Consider the following 14,950-nt stretch of genomic DNA (forward strand, 5'->3'; position numbering starts at 1 on the left):
CTAACCGGTGATGCCGTACGGTTCCGGCTCACACCAGCGGTCGAAGGGGCGGTCGAGGGTGTAGCGGCCGTCGGGGCCGAGGAGGAGGCTGCGCCATTCGGCGTTGCCCGGATTGGACAGCGACTCGAACTCGGCGACCGACCAGTGGAACCACCGCATGCAGAACAGCCGCATGGTGAGTCCGTGGGTGACGATCAGGACGTTGGGCGGGTGGCGGGGGTCCTCGAAGCTGCGCCACAGGCTCTCCAGGAAGGCCCCCACCCGGTCGTAGACGTCCGCGCCGGACTCGCCCTGCGCGAAGCGGTAGAAGAAGTGGCCGTAGGCGTCGCGGTACGCCTTCTGGCGGCGTACGTCGTCGCGGTCCTGCCAGTTCCCCCAGTCCTGCTCGCGCAGCCGCGGCTCCTCCCGGACCCGGACCCTGGCCGGATCCAGGCCGAGGAGGCGGAACGTCTGGTGGGTGCGGCGGTACGGCGAGACGTACGCGGAGATCCGCTCGCCGCCGAACATCCCGCGCAGCGGACGGCCGGCTTCCGCCGCCTGGCGCCGCCCCGTCTCGGTGAGCGCGAGGGCGTGGTCGGGCTCCCGCTCGTAGACGGTGTCGTCGGCGTTCCCCACGGACTCGCCGTGGCGGAGCAGGACGATGCGTCGGGGCCGGGCCATGCGGCCAGCGTAGAACGCCTGCCCTGTACATGCCGCCCGCGTCCGGCGCACCGCCGGGGCGGGCGCGCCGGGCCCCGCCGCCCTGTCCGGCGCGGTCAGCAGGCGGCGAGCAGCGGGCGGCCGCCGCGTATTTCGTACGGTCGGCCGGCGAAGCGGCGGCGCAGCAGCCGGTCGTGGGTGACGACGACGAGCGCGCCGGGCCAGGCGGCCAGCGCCTCTTCCAGTTCCTCGACGAGGGCGGGCGCCAGGTGGTTGGTCGGTTCGTCGAGCAGCAGGAGGTCGGCGGGGCGGGCGAGCAGGCGGGCCAGGGCGAGCCGGCGGCGCTGGCCGGCCGAGAGGCCGCCGACGGGGACGTGCAGATCGCGCTCCCGGAACAGCCCGAAGGACAGCAGCAGGGCGGTCAGCTCCTCGGGGTCGCCGGCCAGACCGCGGCGGAAGGCGGCCAGCAGGGGCTCGGCGGGGCGGGCGACCGGGATCTCCTGGGCGAGGAAGCCGATCCGCCCCTGCCGGACGACCGTGCCGCGGTCGGGTGCGGTCAGGCCGGCCATGACCCGCAGCAGGGTGGTCTTGCCCGCGCCGTTGGCCCCGTGGACCAGGAGGCGCTCGCCGGCGGACACGGTGAGCGCGTCCACCGCGAGGCGGTCGCCGACCCGTACGCCGTCGAGGCGGACCAGGGTGCCGTCCGTGCCGCCGGCGGCCGGGGCCGCGCGGAAGCGGAGCGGCTCCGGCGGCCGGGGGACGGGCTGCTCGTGGAGGCGGCGGAGCCGCTCCCGGGCGTTGCGCACGCGGCTGGAGACGGAGGACTGGACGCGGCCCTTGTCGCGGTCGTAGGCCATTTTGTTGTTGTCCTTCATGGCCCCGCCCTGGGCGACGCTGCGCGCGGCGCCTTCGGCGTGGGCCGTGAGGCGGGCGACCTCGTCGCACCACTGCTCGTACTCCTGCTCCCAGCGGCGGCGGGCGGCGGCCTTGGCGGCGCGGAAGGTGCCGTAGCCGCCGCCGTAGCGGACGAGGGCGCGGCGGTCGGCGTCGACCTCGACGATCGCGGTGGCGACGCGCTGGAGGAAGAGCCGGTCGTGGGAGACGGCGAGGACCGTGCCGCGGTGGGCGAGCAGGGCCTCCTCCAGCCACTCGAGGGCGGCGGCGTCGAGGTGGTTGGTCGGCTCGTCGAGGAGCATGACCTCGGGTGCGGCGGCGATCAGGCAGGCGAGGCCGAGCCGGGCCTGCTCGCCCCCGGAGAGGCTGCCGAGGAGCCGGCCGCGGTCCAATCCCTCCAGGCCGAGGCCGTGCAGGGCGCGGTCGACGCGGGCGTCGGCCTCGTAGCCGCCGCGGAGCTCGAAGAGGGTGAGGAGGTCCCCGTACTCGTCGAGCCGCTCCGGGGTGGCGTCGGCGAGGCCGGCTTCCAGGGCGCGCAGCCGCCGCTCGATCTCCCGGAGCCCGGCCAGGGCGTTGTCGATGGCGTGCTGGACGGTGCGGTCCGGGGGGAGGTCGGGGGTCTGCCCCAGATAGCCGGTGCCGCCCTCGGCGGTGAGCACGGCGCGGCCCTCGTCGGGTGGCTCCAGGCCGGCGGCCAGGCGGAGCAGGGTGGACTTGCCGGCGCCGTTCTCCCCGACGATGCCGAGGCGTTCGCCGGGGCGTACGGCGAGCGAGACGCCTTCGAGGAGCGGGCGGTCGCCGCGGGTGGTGGTGACGTCGTGCAGCGCGATCTGAGTGGGCACGGGATCCTCCGAGTGAGAGAAGCGAGCGCCGGACAGCGCGCCGCGAAGGTCAAACGCAACCGAAGTAGCGTTACGATGAGAATGACATACGCGGACCGCTAACGCAACTGGAGTAGCGAAAATGTCTGACGAGGCCGAGAAGAAGCGCGCTGGGAGCGGCGATCCGGCGTCCGTCCCCTCCCCCGGCAGCCGGCGGCCGGGCGGGCGCACGGCCCGCACCCGCGCCGCCGTCCGCGACGCCGTGCTGACCGGCCTCACCGAGCTCGGCTATCCGGGCCTGACCGTGGAATACGTCGCCGAGCACTCCGGCGTGCACAAGACGACGCTCTACCGCCGCTGGGGCGGCGTCGAGGGGCTGCTCGCCGACGCCTTGGACCTGGCGGGCGAGGACACCTGGCTGCCGCCGGACACCGGCTCCCTGGAGGGCGATCTGCGCGCGCTCGCGCACGAGGTCGTCGACTCCTTCACCGACCCCGCGACGGCCTCCGCCGGGTCCGCGCTGATCGCGGCCGGCTTCCAGTCCGAGCGGGCCGCCACGGCGCTGCGCGCCTACTACACCGAGCGGTTCGCGCGCTGCGAGGCCATCGTGGAGCGCGCCGCCCACCGCGGCGAACTCCCCGCCCCCGGCGGCACCGTGGACGCCGGGGCGCTGGTCCGCTCGGTCGCCGCGCCGCTGTTCCTGCGGCTCTTCGTCACCCGCGAGCCGGTGTCCGCCGCGCTCGCCGACCAGGCCGCGGACGCGGCGGTGGCCGCGGCCCGCGCGGGGGCCTTCACGACCAATGAGCCGGCCGGCGCCGCGCCCGGCGCGCCGGAGCGGGCGGGCTGACCGCGCCGCTCACACCGTCCAGGAGGCCGCTCACACCGTCCAGGAGGGTTCCATCTGCACCACATCGCCCGCGATCGCGCGGACGTCGGCGGCTATCTGGGCCCGCAGCGCCAGCCGCTCCACCCGCTCGGGGCGGTACTTCCCGCGCTCGGCCGCCGACTGCCACATGGACAGCACCAGGAATTCCTCGCCCGGCGCGCGCCCGACCATCCCCCGGAGCATGCCGGGCGAGCCGGCCATCGCCGGGTTCCAGACCTTCTCCTGCATGAGGACGAAGTGGTCCACGCGGTCCGGGCGCACCTGGCAGTGCGCCAGCCGCAGCACATCCGCGTCCCCGAAGGAGGGCCGGAACCCCACCTTCACATCGAATTCGTGCTCGAACAGCCGGACCTGGCTGTCCTTGTAGGTGCCGTTCTGGGCGGCCGCCAGCCGGTCGTGGGAGCGCGCCATGAAGGAGTCGTAGAACGCCCGGCTCTCCCAGAAGCCGACCAGATGCGCCACCCCGGGCCGGGAGCGGCTCCACCCTCCGGCCTGCCCCCGGAAGCCGGGCTCGCCCAGGAGCCCGGCCCACTTCCGCTGCCCCCGTTCGAACCCTCGGCGGTCCACGACGGTGAGGCGAATCCACTTGACCAGCACCGCGCCATGGTACGGCCAGGGAGCGGCCGCGCCCGCTGGCCGCGGCCCCCTGTCCGTGCCCCGAATTCCGCTACGGGCGCGGATCGATGGGCGTCGGGACGCCCAGCCGCCGCTCGACCTCCTCGGCCGCCGCCAGGCACAGGTCCTCGCGGTAGGCGCGCCCGATCAGCTGCACGCCGTGCGGCAGCCCGTTCACCACCCCCGCCGGCACCGCCACCGCGGGCACCCCGACGAAACTGGTCGCGGTGCACAGCCGCATCGCGGTCTGCACCCGCCGGTAGCTCTCCGCGTCCCGCGCCTCGTCCCCCGGGATGAACGGCGGCTCGGTGAACACCGGCCCCAGGACCAGCGGGTACGCGTCCAGGAACGCCGCCCAGTCGCGCCGGATACCGAGCCGCGCGCCGGTCAGCCGGAGGTACTCCGGCAGCTCCGCGGGCCCGGCCTCGTCCATGCCCAGCTCGATGTAGCGGTGCCCGCCCTCGCCCAGCAGCGGCTTGATCACCGGCCAGGTGGTGGCGAATTCGCTGCGGGTCAGCCGCCCGTAGACCGCCAGTGCGTCGTCCAGCCTGGGGACGTCCAGGCCCTCGCACACCTCGTAGCCGGCGTCCCGGAGCGCGTCCGCGGCGCGCTCCACGGCGGCGCGCACCGCCGGGTGGACGCCGTGCCCGCCCGGGTCCGCCACCACCGCCACCTTGACGGGCCCCGGCAGCGGCTCGCCGTACGGGGGCACCGGCACGGCCCTGGGGTCGCGCGGGTCGGCGCCGGCCAGCACCTCGTAGGCCAGCCGCAGGTCGTCGACCGTACGGGCCAGCGGGCCGTCGGTGACCAGGATCTGGGCGGCGTAGGACGGGTCGTCCGGCCCGACGCGGTGGTCGGCCGCGAACCGGCCGTACGTCGGCTTCAGCCCCGCGACGCCGCAGAACGACGCCGGGATGCGCACCGAACCGCCGGAGTCGTTGCCGAGTCCGAGCGGGGCCATCCCCGTGGCCACCGCGGCGCCGTCGCCGCCACTACTGCCCCCGGGGGTGACTTTCGGGTCCCACGGGTTGACGGTGTCCCCGTAGAGCACGCTGCGGGTGTGGACTCCGGCGAGGACCATCGTCGGCATGTTGCTGTGGCCGATGGGGATGGCGCCGGCCGCCCGCAACCGGGCCACGGGGGGCGCGTCGGCGCGCGCCACGAGGTCACGGAACCTCTCCACGCCGAACGTCGTCGGCACGCCCTCGATGGCGGTCGTCTCCTTCACCGTGAACGGCACCCCGGCCAGCGGGCCCAGCTCCGCGCCCGCGGCACGCCGGCGGTCGGTCTCCGCGGCGGCGGCCCGCGCCCGGTCGGCGAGCAGCTGGGTGACGGCGTTGATCACCGGGTTGACCTCGGCGATCCGCGCCAGGTGGTCCTCGACCAGCTCGGCCGCGGCCACCTCCCCGGCCCGTACCGCCGCCGCTTGGGCGCGGGCCGGCTTCTTCCACAGTGCGTCGGACATGCCCCTGAGACCTCACCGTTCCGTCGTCGTCACGTCGCCGCGTCGCCGGCGATCGCTCCACCGGGGATCGCGTGGCGGCCCGGCGGCGTTCCGATGCACTTGCATCGGAACGAACCCATCGTAGCCTTGTTTCCGATACGCACGCATCGGATAACCCCCATCGGACAAGGCGACATAGCGACAAGGCGGGTACAGGGCATGCCCAGACAGGTGGACCACGAGGGCCGACGGCGTCGGATCGCCGAGGCCGTGTGCCAACTGGCCGACGAGAGCGGCCTGGAGGGCGTGACCCTGCGGGACGTCGCGGCCCGCGCGGAGGTGTCCATGGGGGCGGTCCAGCGCTGCTTCCGCACCAAGGAGGAGATGCTGGTCTTCGCCCTCACCCACGTCGGTGAACGGATCACCGCGCGGGTGACGGCCCGGCTGGTCGCCTCGCCCGCCCAGTCGGCCGGTACGGCGCTGGGCCACGCCGCGACCGAGATCGCCCTCCTCCAGGAGGAACGGCGCGCGGAGGCGCGGGTCTGGCTGGCGTTCGTCGCCCAGGCCGCGGTCAGTCCGCCGCTGGCCGGCATCCTGCGCACCAGCTACGCCGAACTCCAGACCCTGTTCACCCGCCTCATCGCCGAGGCCACCGCGACCCCCGACCCGGAACGCGCCGCCCGCACCCTCCTCGCCCTCGCCGACGGCCTCACCACCCATGTCCTGATCGGCCACCTCTCGCCCGCCGAGGCGCTGCACGTACTCGACGCCCATCTCGCCGGCTTGTGGGGCGAGCGGGCGGGGTGAACGAGCGGGATGAACGGGCGGGCCGGCGGCGCCAGTTGGCGACCGCCACGACCGCGGTGACCGTGGCGACCGCGGCGGCGAGCAACCGCTCGCTCATCACCTCGGCGCAATGAGACCCATTGCACCGACCCTTTGTCCTCGCATTGCACCGAGGAATGACCGACCATCGCACCGAGCGCACACGTCGCCATCGCACCGAGAGTCGCGCGGACATCGCACCGAGGCCGAGCGGGCATCGCACCCCTGGCCGCGCGGCAATGCACTCGGGCCGCGAACACCCGTGCCGCCGTGCGCACTTACCGGTCCGGCGTCCGCCGCCACATGGCACGATGGGCCCACACGGGGACATCCCGGGGAGTTGTCCGCCGGGGCGCGGACCGGCTGGGCCACGGGAGCTGACGGAAGGGGATACCCGGTGAGCACGCTCAAAAAGGGGATCGACAAGGTCGTGGTGGCGCTCGGATGGGATCCCAGCCCCATCGGTGAGCCGGATATCGACCTCGACATCATCGCGGCGACATACCCGGCCGACGCGCCGCACGGCGAACCGGCCTATCTGGTGCACTTCGACAGCCGTTCGCCCGACGGCACCATCATCCTCAACCGGGACAGCCGGACCGGCCAGGGATTCGGCGACGACGAGGTCATGACGCTGGAGCTGGAGCGGATCTCCGAGCGTTACTCCCGCGTCGTGGTGGGCGTGGTCATCCAGCAGGAGCACGGCCGCCGGGTGTTCGGCGAGGTGGCGAACACCCTGGTCGAGGTGCGCGAGGGCTACACCCGGCTGGCGCGGAACGACTTCGCGGGCGCCGCGGACGCCACCGCGGCGACGGTCGCCGAGTTCGCCCGGGACGCGTCGGGCGAGTGGCGGTTCACGCCCGTACTGCGCGGATACGACGCCGATCCGGACACGTTCACCCGCCTGATGGGAAGCTGAGGCCGCGCCCCGGGCCGGCCCTCTCGCCGGCCCGCCGGCCAGCACGCCACTCGTCCGCCAACGGGTCGTCGCCTCACCCCTCCGCCTTCTTGCGGCGGCGGTGGGCGGCGACCCGTTCGCGGGTGGCGCAGGCCGGCGAGCAGAAACGGCGGGCGCTCCCCGGGCCGGTGCCCAGATAAAGCGCGGTGCAGCCGGACGCCGCGCACTCGCCCCAGGGGACCCGGCCGTACTCGGTCAGGATCTGGGCCAGCGCGAGGGCGCTGGAGGCCAGGAACCAGTCGCCCCAGCCGGCATCGTCACCCCGGTCGACGTGCAGGTGCCAGGGGTGGCCGCCGTGCCGGGAGAGCCGCGGCCGGGCGCCGCAGGCCGCCAGCAGGCCGTTGAGGGCGTGCGCGGCCCGGTCGGTGTCGGTCTCGGTGAGCACGGCGGCGATCCGGACGGCGGCGCCGCGCAGTTCGCCGGCGTCCCGTTCCGTGAAGGCCCACTCGGTGAGGTCGCCGGGGCTCTCGCCGTGGCGGGCGAGGAGTTCCACGAGGGCGGCACGGGGCAGATCCGGCGTCGCCCGGACGGCGTTGGCAAGGTCGATCAACCGCTCGGCGGGCCGGAAACCGGGCCGCGCGCGCTCGCCTTGCCCCATCTCCCCTCGGCCCCTCTCATCCTCGGCCATCCCACCGCTCCCCTTCCCGGGCATCTCCACCGCGGATATCCGTGCCCCTCGCCCACCCTCCACTGTAACGTCTGTAACGCCTTACCGAGATAAGCCGTTACACGGGAGGGGCCGACATGCGCACCGTCCATGATCACAATCCCGCCGGATTACCGCGCTATCTGGCCGTTGCGCTGCTCGCCCGGCTGGCCGAGGAGGGCATGGGGGTGGCCGCGGTGCTGCTGGCGCTCGCGCGGACCGGCAGCGCGGCCCAGGGGGCGTTCGTCCTCACCGCCTGGATGGCGCCGCATGTCCTGGCCGCTCCCCTGGTAGGCGCGGCGGCCGGCCGGACCCGTAGGCCGCGCCTCTTCCACGTCACCGCACTGGGTGGATTCGCCGCCGCCATCGCCGCGCTGGCGGTCCTCACCGGACGCGCGCCCGCCCTGCTGACCCTGGCCGTCGCGCTGATCGGCGGGAGCTGCGGACCGGTGGTCTCCGGCGGTCTGTCCGGGCTGATCGCCGCCCTGGTGCCGGAGGGCCCGGCGCGCGATCGCGCGTACGCCCTGGACGCCGCCGTGTACAACGCCGCCTCGGTGGCCGGACCGGCCGCCGTCGCCGCGCTCGCGGGCATCTGGTCGCCGGGCCCGGCGATGGCGCTGCTCGCCGGAGTGGCCGCGGTCGCCGCCGGACTGGCCCCCGGCCTCTTCCGCCCGCACCCGCGCCCCGGCACCCGTACGGCCGGAACGGCCCACGCCCCGGACGCCCCGGAGGTCCCCGGCAGCACCGCCCACGCCCCGGACGCGCCGCGCCCCGGCCCCACGGCAGGGCTCGCCGCCCTGGTGCGCGTCCGCGAGCTGCGGGCCATCACCGCGGCCACCTGCCTGGCCTTCCTCGGGATCGGCGGGCTGACCACCACCACGGTCCTGCTCGCCGCCCACCGGGGCAGCCCGGGGAGCGGCGGCGTCCTGATGACCGCGTTCGCCACCGGTGCGCTGGCCGGGTCCCTGGCCGTGGCCCATTGGCGCCCGCGCCTATCGTCCCAACTGGTCGCCACCCTTGCCCTGTTGGGCACCGGGGCAGCACTGGGCGCCGCGGCGCTGCTTCCCGTACCGGCCGCGGTGGCGGCGCTGTTCGTTGTCGCTGGACTCTGCGACGGCCCGCTGCTCACCGCGACGCTCCGGATCCGGGCCGATCACGCCCCCGCGCCCGTACGGGCCCAGGTCTTCACCCTGGGGGCCGGGCTCAAGATCACCGCGGCGGCCTGCGGGGCGGCCCTCACCGGCCTGGCCGCCACGCTGCCACCGCCCGCCCTGCTCCTGGGCATCGCCGCCCTCCAGATCGCGGCCGCCTTGCTCCACACACTGCTCCTACGCGTACGAGTACGCGCACGAGCACCGGTCCGGCGCCCCCAGCCGTTTCTCTGACTGGAAGCCACGGTGTGGGCCAAGCTCAACCGCCCGGCCCTCGACGAGCTCGGCCCCCGCGGCGAGTGGGGCTGGCCCCGCTGTGCGATCGACTCGGTGAACATGCGGGCTCTGAAAAGGGCGATGTGACGGGTCCGAATCCTGTCGACCGGGGCACGTACGGCCCGAAGATCCACTTGATCACCGAGCGGACCGGTCCGCACCTGCCCGTTGGGATCTCGGGGGCGGACCTGCACGACAGCCAGGCCCTGATCACTCCGGTCAGAGGCATGCCGCCGATCCGGGCCCGCCGCGGACCCCGACGGCGCAGGCCGGGCAAGCTGCCCGGCGACAACGGCCACGACTACTCCCCACCTGCGGCGATGGTTACGCAAGCGTGGCCTCACGCACCGCTGCTCCGGCACCTGGCAACCGGCCGCGGCGATCAGACGTAGACGAAGGCCCCAAGCGCGGTGGTGGTGCCGCCCGTCGTCGTCAAGGTGACGTTCGCCGGGCCGGGGGCGGCCGCGGGGGGAGTGACGACGGCGATCCGGGTGTTGGAGATGATCCCGAAGGCCGCCGCTACGCCGCCGATTGTCACCGCTTGTGTGGTCGCGAGCTCGGTGCCCACGATCAGGACCGGGTCGCCGCCCGCCGTCGTGCCTGTGGAGGGGGTCACGGAGGTGATGCCGGGCGGCCCGACGTAGGTGAAGGTGGACCGTCCGTAGGTGTTGCTCCGCGTGACCACGGTGACCGGCACGGGGCCGGCCATCTCCGCGGGCGGCACCGTCACGGTGACCCTGTCGTCCAGGACGGACGACGGGGTGACGGCCACGGTGCCGAAGCGCACCGACAGGGTGGTGATCAGGCCCCGGCCGGTCACGGTCAGGGTGCCGCCCCCGCTCAGCGGCCCCGAGGTCGGACTGATCTTGGTGAGCACCGATTCCGGAAGGTAGTAGAAGCGGCCCACGGTCAGGGGGGTGTTCTGCCCGATGGTGGCGTCGATAGGGACGTCGGTGGGCAGGCGCGGCGAGACGGCCAGGATCTCGCGGTCGCTGAGGACCCGGAAGGAGGCGGCCGACTGGCAACCGAAGCGGACGGCGGTGGTGTTGCCCAGCCCTTCGCCGACGATGTCCACCGCCGTCCCACCCGACATGGGGCCCACGTTGGGGAACGCACCGGTCGGCGCGGGCAGCACCCGCACCGTCTCGTTGCCGTTGTTGACCACGTAGACCTCGAGGTCGTCCGGCGTGACCGCCGGCCAGGACGGCGCGTGGAAGCCCGACACCGTGTTCACGATCTCGTTGCTGATCAGGTCGATGACGGAGACGCTGTCATCGCCGTCGCGCGCGACGTACGCCAGCAGCCCGTCGTGGCTGACCGCCACGCCCCAGGGGATGGGAAGCCCGGTGACCGTCTCCACGACGGTGTGCGTGGCGGTGTCGATGACGTCCAGTTTGTTGCCGCCGTACTCCGTGACGTAGACGCGCTGTCCGTCGGGGGAAGCCGCCACCCCGCGGGGGAAGAGGAACCCGGTGAGGGTCGCGATGACGGTGTGGGTGGCGGTGTCGATGACGTCGACGGCGTTCGCGCCCTCTTCGGCGACGTACACCTCCCTCCCGTTCGGTGTGATCGCCACGTTGCGCGGCCCTGTGCCCACCGGTACCGAGGCGATGACGGTGCCGGTGGCCGTATTGATCACATCCACCCGGTTCCCGCCCTGGCTGGCCACGTAGAGCCGGGAACCGTCCGGTGACACCGCGAGGTTCAGGGGCTTGTTCAGGCCCGGGATGCTACCGGTGACCCGGTTGGTGGTGGTGTCGATGACCGCCACGCTGTCGGTCCCGAAACAGGCCACATAGGCGCGCAGCCCGTCCGGGCTGATCGCGACCCCCCACGGTCCGCTGGTCACACCGACCGTGGCGATGACGGTGCGGGTGCTGGTGTCGATGATGCTGACGCTGCTGCTGCCGAAGTTGGTCACATGGACGCGCCGGCCGTCCGGGGTGATCGCTGCGATGACGGGGGCGTGCCCCACCGGGATCTCCTCCGCTATCAGCGGCTCATTCGTCTCCATGGCATGCCCCCGGTTCCGGGCCGCCGTCCGTAGGCGGGGCCAAGGCGCTGGTACGACCGGTGCTGCCGCTGGTGACCGAAGTGCCTCTTGTCCGAGTGCAGGGGATGGTGCTGACGCTGAGGACTACCGGAACCATGACGCTCTCCTTTTCCTGATTCCCGCATCGAGGGCCACCGCGGCTGACAGATCGTCGGCCGGTGGCCTCAGGAGGGGTCGTAGACATAGGGCAGGGGGTTGCTGTTCCCGGCCGGGGTGTGCGCCACGACGTTCACCGTGCCGGGTGCTCCGCCCGGGCTGGTCGCGACGACCTGGGTGTCGGAGATCGCCGCGAAGGAGGCCGGGACGCCGCCGAAGGTCACCGCGTCGGTGTAGGTGAGGTTGCTGCCGCCCAGCACGATCGCGTCGCCCCCGAGGTCCGGGCCGTGGGAGGGGGTGAGGCTGGTCAGGGCGGGCGCCGGGAGGTAGGTGTAGTAGGGGTTTCCGGTGGCCGCCGTGCTCGTTCCGCCCGGTGTGGTGACGGTGACGACGACCGTGCCGGACCCGGCCGGCGCGGTCACGGTCAGCTGGTTGTCGGAGACCACGGTGATGCCGGTGGCGGGAGTCCCGCCGAAGTCCACCGCGCTGGCGAGCGTCAGATTGCTGCCGAGGACGGTGACGGTGTTCCCTCCGGTGGCCGGACCGAGGTGCGTGGACAGATTACTGACGGTGGGCGCGACGAGGTAGAAGTACGGCAGCGGATTGCTGGTGCCCCCGGCCGTGGTGACCGTGACACCGACCGAGGACGGCGGGCCGGCCGGTGCGGCGACGGTGATCTGTGTCGCGGTGTTCGTGACGATGGTGGCCGGGTTGCCGTCGAACTTCACCGAGATGGCGCCGGCGAGGTTGGTGCCGTTGAGGGTGACGGTGTTGCCGCCGGAGGCGGGGCCGGAGGTGGGGTTGAGGCTGCTGAGTGACGGGACGGGCGTGGTGAGATAGGTGTAGGTGAGGGCGTTGCTGGTCCCGGCGGCGGTGGTCACGGTGACGTTGACGGTGCCGGTGTTCGCCGGTGCGATGACCGTGATCTGCGTGGCACTGTTGCTGAGAACGGCCGCCGCATTGGTCCCGAACTTCACCGAGGTGGCACCGGAGAGATCGGTGCCGGTGAGCGTCACGGTATTACCGCCCGATGGCGGACCCGACGCCGGACTGAGGCCGCTGAGGGCCGGGGCCGGGGCCGGGGCCGAGGTATAGCTGAAGAGCACGTTCTGGGTGCTCGTCCCTGTCGGCGCGGTGACCGTGACGTTGACGGTGCCCGTTCCTGCGGGGGTCTTGGCCGTGATCAGGGTGTCGCTCACGATGACGAAGTTGGTGCCGTTGGGGCCGAACCTGACCAGGGTGGCGCCGGTGAAGCCGGAACCGGTGAGGGTGACGGCGGTACCCCCGGCCGGGGCACCGTGGGCGGGGCTGATGCTGGTCACGACGGGAGCCATGAGCTCTTCTCCTTCTTCGTACCGCCTGGGCGACGCCCCGGCCGGTGGCTGCCGGCCGGGGCACAAGGGCGTCGCCGCCCCTCCGCATCAGGCGCTGTGGACAGGCGGCGACGCGGGACCGGCATGGGCGCCTGGCCGTCCCCGGCGGTCAGGTGAGGGTGAAGGCCTGGGCGTTGGAGTTGCCGCCGCAGGTGTGGACCGTGATGGTTCCGGCGCCGGCGGCCAGGCCGCCGGGCACGGTGGCGACGAGCTGGGTGTCACTGATGGGGGTGAAGACCGCGGTGGCGGTGGCGGCGGCGCTGTCGGTGAAGGTGACGGTGTCGACGCCGACGAAACCGGTTCCGGTGACGGTGATCTGGTCCCCGGCCGTACCCGAGGTGGGCAGCACCGCGGTGATGGTCGGCGCGAGGTAGTAGTCGATCAGGGTGGTGCCCGAGGTGCTGGTGCCGCCGGCGGTGGTGATGGTCACCGGCTGGGTCGACACCGTGCCGACCTGGCCCGGGTTGGCCGGGGCGGTGAAGGTGACCTGGCTCGGCTGGGTGGGGGTGACCGCCACGGTACCGACGGTGCCCACCCCGACATGCGTTCCGGAGAGGAAGTTGGTGCCGAACAGCGTCACCGGGCCGCCGGTGGCGGCCGGCACACAGACGACGCTCGTCCCCGTGGTGGTCGGTGCGGCGATGACGAAGAACGGCAGCGCGTTGCTGGTGGCACCGGTGGTGCTGGTGACGCTGACGGAAACCTGGCCGGAGCACGGCGCCGTGCTGGGCACCACGAAGGTGACCTGGGTGGCGGTGACGCTGGTCGGGGTGACCGCCGCCGTACCGAAGTTCACCTTAGCGGTGGTCGACAGGGCGGTTCCGTTGATCTGGACGGTGTCTCCGGCCTTGCCCTGGTTGGTCGTGGTCGTGGTGTCCACTATCGACGTGATGGTTGCCATGAGCTTTCTCCTTCGAACGGGCCGCTCTGCCCGCGTGCGAGCAAGAGCAGACGGATGGCTGACGCGGCCCACAGCCGCATCGGGACGCCCCAGTGGGCAAAGGGGTCGGGAAGAGAGGTGAAGCACTGCTGCCACAGGGCGCCTGGCCAGGTCGTCCTGTGGGAACGGACGCGCCGCTTCGCCACGGGCGCCGTCGATCTCGCCTGCTCGGGGCCGCAGCGCCGTACGGAGCAGACAAGGGAGCGTTCGCCTACTGCGCGGCGAACTCGCCGCTCGGTACGCCGAGTTGGGTGCCCCCCAGTCTCAGCAGGGGGCAGTCCAAGGCGCGGTGGCGGCGCAGTTGTTCGGGGCGTTGCCGGACACATTGCCGGCGAGCAGTGTGACGGAGCCCGCGTTCCGGTAGACGCCGCCGCCGTTGACGGTGGCGGTGTTACCGGTGACGCTGCCGGCGGTCATCGTCAGCGCGGTGTCGGTGTAGATGCCGCCGCCGTACGAGGCGCGGCTGCCCCGGACACCGCTCGCGGTCATGGTCACCGACCCGCCGAGGTTGGCGATGCCGCCGCCCACGCCGAGGCCGGCGTCACCGTTGCTGATGGTGACCGTGGTCAAGGTGAGCTGCCCCTGGGCGGTGGGGACTTGGGCGGGCCCGTCCACCTCGATGATCCGGAAGGAGGGCGCGTTCGGCGCCCGGGTGATCTCGGTCGCCAGCCCGGACATGGTGATCGGCGTGGTGATGTTCGGCAGGCCCGCAGGCCCTCCGCTGCCACCTGTGCTGTGTGCGCCGGTCAGCGTGTAGGTGCAGAACGGCGCGAGGATCAGGTCACCGCCCCCGGCGGCATTGGCTCCGTTGACGGCGTTGACCAATGCCGTCTCGCTGCACGGCACGAGCACCGCTTGCACCGGACCCGCGGCGTCTGCTTCCGCCGCCGGGACGGTGAGCAGGAGCGCACCTGCCGCGCCGGCCCCAGCCAGTAATCGAAACAGGTTGATGGCTCGCACAACGCCTCCTTGGACGTACGTATGAGCCACCCGCATCAGCCGATGCACAAAGAGCGCGTCGGCCGACGGCGTCCTCCGGTGGGGCCCTCGCTCACCTCCGGCAGCGTGCGCAGGCAGATGCCATGAGCCGCGTTCCCCAGCGGAGGGATGGGCAGCCCACCTGGTCGGACACCACAAGTAAGTAACCTCGACCGACTTACCGGCAAGAGATCCGATGGCCCACCACCCGTTCGGCGGAGCGCACATCCCGGGGGCACGACAACCGGCAGCCTCCGGTGCTCCGCCAAGGTCGGACGCCGTTCGCCAACCACCGGCGACGCGGCACCACGACCGGCCCGGCGCGGAGGCAGCCCTCCGCCCGGTCCGTCCACCA

The 14,950-nt window shown here is 73.2% G+C and carries 13 protein-coding genes and 1 pseudogene; 5 read left to right on the forward strand and 9 right to left on the reverse strand.

Annotation, left to right across the window (positions count from 1 at the left end):
* Positions 1-660, reverse strand: a complete 660-nt coding sequence (locus tag ADL22_RS05235; protein ID WP_066974218.1) for a histidine phosphatase family protein — start codon at positions 658-660, stop codon at positions 1-3.
* A 95-nt stretch (positions 661-755) separates the two neighbouring features.
* Positions 756-2,375, reverse strand: coding sequence for an ABC-F family ATP-binding cassette domain-containing protein (locus tag ADL22_RS05240; protein WP_066974219.1), 1,620 nt, complete (start codon positions 2,373-2,375; stop codon positions 756-758).
* A gap of 121 nt (positions 2,376-2,496) precedes the next feature.
* On the opposite strand from ADL22_RS05240, the gene ADL22_RS05245 reads away from it, so the two are divergent.
* On the forward strand, positions 2,497-3,201 hold the full coding sequence (locus ADL22_RS05245; protein WP_066974220.1) for a TetR-like C-terminal domain-containing protein: 705 nt from the start codon (positions 2,497-2,499) through the stop codon (positions 3,199-3,201).
* A 30-nt stretch (positions 3,202-3,231) separates the two neighbouring features.
* On the opposite strand, the gene ADL22_RS05250 is transcribed toward ADL22_RS05245, so the two are convergent.
* The gene (locus ADL22_RS05250) at positions 3,232-3,837 is read right to left on the reverse strand and encodes a YdbC family protein (RefSeq protein ID WP_066974221.1); all 606 of its coding nucleotides are present in this window, start codon (positions 3,835-3,837) and stop codon (positions 3,232-3,234) included.
* 70 nt (positions 3,838-3,907) lie between these two features.
* Complete coding sequence (locus ADL22_RS05255; protein ID WP_066974222.1) at positions 3,908-5,320, reverse strand: amidase; 1,413 nt, start codon at positions 5,318-5,320, stop codon at positions 3,908-3,910.
* Positions 5,321-5,518: 198 nt separating this feature from the next.
* Here ADL22_RS05255 and ADL22_RS05260 point away from each other — a divergent pair, with 198 nt between their 5' ends.
* Entirely contained in the window at positions 5,519-6,106 is a 588-nt protein-coding gene (locus tag ADL22_RS05260) for a TetR/AcrR family transcriptional regulator (protein WP_066974223.1), read from the forward strand.
* Positions 6,107-6,521: 415 nt separating this feature from the next.
* Entirely contained in the window at positions 6,522-7,043 is a 522-nt protein-coding gene (locus tag ADL22_RS05265; RefSeq protein WP_066974224.1) for a TerD family protein, read from the forward strand.
* 73 nt (positions 7,044-7,116) lie between these two features.
* Here ADL22_RS05265 and ADL22_RS05270 read toward each other — a convergent pair whose 3' ends face one another.
* Positions 7,117-7,680 (reverse strand): CGNR zinc finger domain-containing protein, encoded by a 564-nt coding sequence (locus ADL22_RS05270; RefSeq protein ID WP_066974225.1) that lies wholly within the window; start codon positions 7,678-7,680, stop codon positions 7,117-7,119.
* Positions 7,681-7,826: 146 nt separating this feature from the next.
* Between ADL22_RS05270 and ADL22_RS05275 the strand changes: the two genes are divergently transcribed.
* Together ADL22_RS05275 and ADL22_RS35955 are read left to right on the forward strand one after the other, a co-directional pair.
* Positions 7,827-9,113: an MFS transporter gene (locus ADL22_RS05275; protein ID WP_066974226.1), complete on the forward strand. Its 1,287-nt coding sequence runs from the start codon at positions 7,827-7,829 to the stop codon at positions 9,111-9,113.
* Between the two features lie 3 nt (positions 9,114-9,116).
* Positions 9,117-9,506 (forward strand): annotated as a pseudogene (locus ADL22_RS35955) (IS5/IS1182 family transposase); the annotation flags it as partial.
* Between the two features lie 31 nt (positions 9,507-9,537).
* Here ADL22_RS35955 and ADL22_RS05280 read toward each other — a convergent pair.
* From ADL22_RS05280 to ADL22_RS05295, 4 genes are all read right to left on the reverse strand, one after another.
* Entirely contained in the window at positions 9,538-11,169 is a 1,632-nt protein-coding gene (locus tag ADL22_RS05280) for an IPT/TIG domain-containing protein (protein ID WP_079063854.1), read from the reverse strand.
* Between the two features lie 203 nt (positions 11,170-11,372).
* Positions 11,373-12,638, reverse strand: coding sequence for an IPT/TIG domain-containing protein (locus ADL22_RS05285; protein WP_066974227.1), 1,266 nt, complete (start codon positions 12,636-12,638; stop codon positions 11,373-11,375).
* Positions 12,639-12,786: 148 nt separating this feature from the next.
* A complete protein-coding gene (locus ADL22_RS05290) occupies positions 12,787-13,578 on the reverse strand; it encodes an IPT/TIG domain-containing protein (RefSeq protein ID WP_079063855.1) in 792 nt (263 codons plus the stop codon).
* A gap of 303 nt (positions 13,579-13,881) precedes the next feature.
* A complete protein-coding gene (locus ADL22_RS05295; protein WP_234430546.1) occupies positions 13,882-14,577 on the reverse strand; it encodes a hypothetical protein in 696 nt (231 codons plus the stop codon).
* Positions 14,578-14,950 lie beyond the last annotated feature (373 nt).

Source organism: Streptomyces sp. NRRL F-4489, from assembly GCF_001509485.1.
Classification (GTDB): domain Bacteria; phylum Actinomycetota; class Actinomycetes; order Streptomycetales; family Streptomycetaceae; genus Streptomyces.

Coding starts and splice junctions, on each gene's coding strand:
- ADL22_RS05275 (WP_066974226.1), top strand. CDS start 7,827: ATGCGCACCGTCCATGATCACAATCCCGCCGGATTACCGCGCTATCTG.
- ADL22_RS05245 (WP_066974220.1), top strand. CDS start 2,497: ATGTCTGACGAGGCCGAGAAGAAGCGCGCTGGGAGCGGCGATCCGGCG.
- ADL22_RS05260 (WP_066974223.1), top strand. CDS start 5,519: ATGCCCAGACAGGTGGACCACGAGGGCCGACGGCGTCGGATCGCCGAG.
- ADL22_RS05290 (WP_079063855.1), bottom strand. CDS start 13,578: ATGGCAACCATCACGTCGATAGTGGACACCACGACCACGACCAACCAG.
- ADL22_RS05270 (WP_066974225.1), bottom strand. CDS start 7,680: ATGGGGCAAGGCGAGCGCGCGCGGCCCGGTTTCCGGCCCGCCGAGCGG.
- ADL22_RS05255 (WP_066974222.1), bottom strand. CDS start 5,320: ATGTCCGACGCACTGTGGAAGAAGCCGGCCCGCGCCCAAGCGGCGGCG.
- ADL22_RS05285 (WP_066974227.1), bottom strand. CDS start 12,638: ATGGCTCCCGTCGTGACCAGCATCAGCCCCGCCCACGGTGCCCCGGCC.
- ADL22_RS05280 (WP_079063854.1), bottom strand. CDS start 11,169: ATGGAGACGAATGAGCCGCTGATAGCGGAGGAGATCCCGGTGGGGCAC.
- ADL22_RS05235 (WP_066974218.1), bottom strand. CDS start 660: ATGGCCCGGCCCCGACGCATCGTCCTGCTCCGCCACGGCGAGTCCGTG.